3 protein-coding genes are annotated in these 3,230 nt (G+C 70.1%); 1 reads left to right on the top strand and 2 read right to left on the bottom strand.

The genetic code is table 11. From position 1 onward, the window contains the following. Positions 1 to 150 precede the first annotated feature (150 nt). Positions 151 to 807, bottom strand: coding sequence for an O-methyltransferase (locus tag ACZ6DT_RS38830; protein ID WP_465604631.1), 657 nt, complete (start codon positions 805 to 807; stop codon positions 151 to 153). A gap of 74 nt (positions 808 to 881) precedes the next feature. Further along, a complete protein-coding gene (locus tag ACZ6DT_RS38825; protein WP_465604629.1) occupies positions 882 to 1,709 on the bottom strand; it encodes an ABC transporter ATP-binding protein in 828 nt (275 codons plus the stop codon). 87 nt (positions 1,710 to 1,796) lie between these two features. Between ACZ6DT_RS38825 and ACZ6DT_RS38820 the strand changes: the two genes are divergently transcribed. Further along, entirely contained in the window at positions 1,797 to 3,125 is a 1,329-nt protein-coding gene (locus ACZ6DT_RS38820) for an aminotransferase-like domain-containing protein (protein WP_465604626.1), read from the top strand. Positions 3,126 to 3,230 lie beyond the last annotated feature (105 nt).

Here is a 3,230-nt window from a genome sequence, read left to right as displayed (position 1 = left end):
AGTGACGCTACTGAGGCTCGAGGTGTCGTTCCGGACCCATCCGCAGTAGGTACCTAAGACACCCTTGGCCCTAACCCGAATCGCCACTCACGACCACCTGTACCCCCACGCCACCGCAACCCGGACACCCACCGCCGGGCCTGCCTCTCGCTAGGACGTCACGAGGACGATCGTCAGGCCGTCGTGCCCCTTCTTGCCGACGGTCTGCAACGCGGTCGCGTCGACGCGCGGTTCGGCGGCGATCAGGTCGTGCATCCGCCGGAGTCCTTCGATCTCGTCGGAGGTGTTCGCCGGGTCGGCCACCGCTCCGGCGCGGACGACGTTGTCGATCACGATCACCCCGCCCGGCCTGGTCAGTTTCAGCGCCGCCTCGAAGTAGGCCGGGTTGTTGACCCTGTCCGCGTCGATGAACGCCAGATCGATCGGGCCTTCGACACCGGGCAGCAGGTCCAGTGCTTCCCCGATCCGGATGTCGACGAGCTCGCCGACGCCGGCGGCGTCGATGCTCTTCCGCGCGACATCGGCGAATTTCGGGTAGTACTCGAGCGTCACGAGACGCCCTTCGGATGGCAGGGCGCGGGCGAGCCAGATGGTGCTGTAGCCGCCGAGCGTGCCGATTTCCAGTATCGAGCGGGCGCCGATCATCTTCGCCAGGAGATGCAGCAGCTTGCCCTGGTTGGGGGCGACGGCGATGGGCGGCATCCCCGCCTCGTCCGAGGCGAGAAGAGTCTTGTCGAGGGCGGGATCGGCCGGGATGAGCACGTCGAAGATGTATTCGTCGATCTTCGACCAGATTTCCTGAGTCATGGAACCTCCCGGGCAAACGTAATGCCGTGGGCCGGGCACAGAAGCCTCCATCGGGGTGGTCGTCCGGACGAACCTCAGGCGGCGCGGCGCCCCGCTTTCGGGATCACCAGCGGAGTTCCGGTTTCGGGGCACGGCATGACACGGCAGGGCAGCTCGAAGATCTTTTCGACGTTGGCGGCGGTGACGACGTCTTCGGGCGCGCCTGTCGCCAGTACCTCTCCGTCCCGCATCGCGATCATGTGCGTCGCGTACCGGGCGGCGTGGTTGAGGTCGTGCAGCACCGCGACCAGCGTCCGGCCCTGCTCCCGGTGCAGTTGCGCGCACAGGTCGAGGATGTCCATCTGGTGCGCAATGTCCAGATAGGTCGTCGGCTCGTCGAGCAGGAGGAGATCGGTCTCCTGGGCGAGCGCCATCGCCATCCACACGCGCTGCCGCTGGCCGCCCGACAGTTCGTCGACCAGCCGCTCGGCGAGATCGTCGACCCCGGTGGCGCGCATGGATTCCGCGACCACGGTGGCGTCCTCGCGGGACCACTGGCGCAGCAGCCGCTGATGCGGGTACCGGCCGCGCGCGACGAGGTCCGCGACGGTGATGCCGTCGGGCGCGATCGAGCTCTGCGGCAGCAGGCCGAGCCGCCGGGCGACCTCCTTGGCGGGGAACGAGCTGATCACCTGGCCGTCGAGGAACACCGAACCCTGACGGGGTTTGAGCATCCGCGCGAGCGCGCGCAGCAGGGTCGTCTTGCCGCAGGCGTTCGGGCCGACGATGACGGTGAACGACCGGTCGGGGATGACCACCCCGAGGTCCCGGGCCACGGTCCGGCCGTCGTAGGCGAGCGTCAGCGCGTCCGCGTGCAGACGGGACGTCGTGCTCTGCTCGGTGAGGGTTTCCACGGTCTCCACGCAGGTTAGGCTAACCTAGGAGTCCGTCGTTATGGTGTTCCGCAGGTCGCAGTCGGCTCACGACCCCCTCCGATGACATCATGAGGCGTGGAGGACTACCGGATAGTCGCGGACGAGATCTCCGCGGACGTCGAAGCGGGCAGGCTCCGCCCTGGTGACCGGCTGCCCCCGCAGCGGCGGTTCGCCCGCGAACGAGGAATCGCCAATTCGACCGCCGCCAGGGTCTACGGCGAACTCGTCCGGAGAGGTGTCGTGGTCGGCGAGGTCGGCCGCGGCACGTTCGTCCGTGCCGGGAGGCCGCCGCTGGAGACCGCGCTCGCCGAACCGGGCGGCGCGACGGTCGACCTCGAACTCAACTTCGCCGTCCTCCCGGAGCAAACGGCGCTGGTCGGGAAGGCGCTGGAGCCGCTGCTGCGTGACGACGTCCTGACCGCGGCACTGCGGCCGGGGAGCGTGTCCGGCTCGAAGCAGGCGCGGGACGCCGCCGCCGGACTGTTCGCGAAGGACGGCTGGGCGCCGGAAATCCTCTTCGCCGGCAGCGGGCGTCAGGCCATCGCGGCCGCCATCACCGCCTTCGTGCCGATGGGGGAACGGCTCGCCGTCGAAGCCATCACCTATCCGGTGGTCAAGGCGCTCGCCGGACGGCTCGGCGTCCAGTTGGTGCCCATCGAGACCGACGACGCGGGCCTCGTTCCCGAAGCTCTCGAAGCCGCGCACGCCGCCGCGCCTGTCCGCGCGCTGTACGTCCAGCCGACGCTGCACAATCCGCTCGGGTCCACAATGGACGAAGCACGGCGCGTCGAGCTGGCGGAAACCGTGCGACGGTTGGACATCCCGGTGATCGAGGACGGGATCTACACCTTCCTCCGGCCTGAGGTCCGCCCCTTCGCGGCGTACGCGCCGGAACGCACCGTGTTCACCGACAGTATGTCCAAACGGCTCGCCCCGGGGCTGACCACCGGATTCCTCGCCGTCCCTGCGGAATGGACGGAACGGCTGGCCGCGGCCGTGCGCTCGGGCGGCTGGGTCGCGTCCCGCTTCGCCGTCGAAGCCGCCACCCGGTGGATTACCGGGGGCACCCTGGAAACCGTCGAACGGGCGAAACGGCTCGATGCCGCCGAACGTCAACGGGTGACGGCGGCGCGGCTGGCCGGGTTCACGGTGCGCGCCGACCCCCAAGCGTACCACTGCTGGTGGGAACTCCCCGAACACTGGCGCGCCGAGACCTTCGTCGCCGCGGCCGCGCGGCGCGGGATCGCGGTCACCCCGGCTGCCGCGTTCGCCGTCGTCCCCGGCCACGCCCCGAACGCGGTGCGACTCGCGATGTCTTCGCCGCCCATCGAGACGCTCGGAGCCGCTTTGGACGTCCTCGCCGGACTCGCTTCCGGCCGCCCCGAGGACGCCGGCGTCGACTAACCCCCCGGGGGGGGGGGGGGGGGGGGGGGGGGGGGGGGGGGGGGGGGGAGGGAAGGGGGAGAGGGGAGAGAAGGGGAGGGGGGGAGGGACGGGGGATAGGCGCAT

It is taken from the genome of Amycolatopsis sp. NPDC041971 (genome assembly GCF_055588925.1).
The sequence above is the reverse complement of the archived record's forward strand: the minus strand, read 5'-3'. Positions and strand labels throughout refer to the sequence as shown.